General features: G+C 43.9%; 2 protein-coding genes. Both read right to left on the reverse strand.

From position 1 onward, the window contains the following. The coding region (grdD, locus tag J5G60_RS18395) for a glycine/sarcosine/betaine reductase complex component C subunit alpha (protein WP_207876639.1) at window positions 1-1,033 on the reverse strand (1,033 nt) is incomplete at its 3' end. A gap of 26 nt (window positions 1,034-1,059) precedes the next feature. Further along, the gene (locus J5G60_RS18970) at window positions 1,060-1,197 is read right to left on the reverse strand and encodes a DUF5940 domain-containing protein (protein WP_268905693.1); all 138 of its coding nucleotides are present in this window, start codon (window positions 1,195-1,197) and stop codon (window positions 1,060-1,062) included. Window positions 1,198-1,200: the final 3 nt, after the last annotated feature.

A 1,200-nucleotide genomic window follows, 5' to 3' on the forward strand; every position in this document is an offset into this window, starting at 1 on the left:
CCCATAATACCCTGCAGGCATTGTCCAGTTCCAGTATATCTATCCCCGGTATTGCATAGGTCACAACTTCCCTGGGAGGCACCTTTACCTCCACCTCTTCAGCTTTCGACGGCCTATCCTTTTCCAATATCTCCTCCAGCCCTGCATCCTCTGCCTTTTGAAATTCATTCTTCGCCGTCCTCAGTACTTTTCCTTCAGCACACACAGCACAGTATTTAAGTGCTTCACAGATAAGAGGTGCTCCCGAAGCCCTGGATACTATATTTATCAGTTTATCATAATTTTCCCCTATTCCCGGACCATATCCATATCCCAGAGTCTCATAATTTCCTCCGGTAGTATAGGCTGCAAAAATCTTTATGAGCAGATTTCCGGTCAGTGAATCACAAACCATGACATCCGGGGTACCTGAAAGGAGGTCATTTCCCCTCATCAGTACTTCTCCATTTTTCCTGAGAGATTGAGCAAAATCAATACCATATCCCCTGTTCTGCAGTTCTACAAGCGCCCTCTGTGTACCCCTGGCTCCATCTACGTTCAAAACCCCCACGGTTGGATTATCTATACCAATGGACTTTGCAACTGCAATACCGGCTATGGAGTTTTTGACCATACTCTCCACCCTATTCGTGGCCATAGTACCCGTAGTGGTTGAAATTATCATATTTCTGCCGCTTCCCGGTGCAGCCATCCTACCTACAGTCGATACCCCTATAGGAAAATCAAAATGCTGTGTCACACACCCATCTATCTTCTTTTCCTCAAGAAGACTTACCATTTTCTTATGACCTTCTTCTGCACTGCTTACTTCTACAGATTCAAACCCACAGTCAACTTTCGGCCCTATGAGCACTATATCAAAATCACCGTATTTACTCCCCGCCAACTGTGCAGCTTTTATCATCTCCTCTGCTCCATGTTCCGAGCCATAAACTGTAAGTCCTATTCTAGGCCTCTTTTTAAAGCTTCCCTTTTCTATACCGTCAGCTATATCCTCAAATGCTTCCGCAATCAATTTTTTTGTCCTGTCCATAATTCCCCTCCTCTGTATCAAAAATTCTAATCATCCATCAACTGCTGTGCAAATTTTCTTATCTCCCGTGCTATGATCTTCTTTACCTCATCTTTGGATACTTCAGTATTCTCCTCTTTCCCGCCATCGTTCTTTTCTACAAGTATAGATACTCCATCAAACAGATT

Origin of the sequence: Clostridium sp. HV4-5-A1G (assembly GCF_900184915.1) — a bacterium.
Classification (GTDB): domain Bacteria; phylum Bacillota; class Clostridia; order Clostridiales; family Clostridiaceae; genus Clostridium_B; species Clostridium_B aromativorans.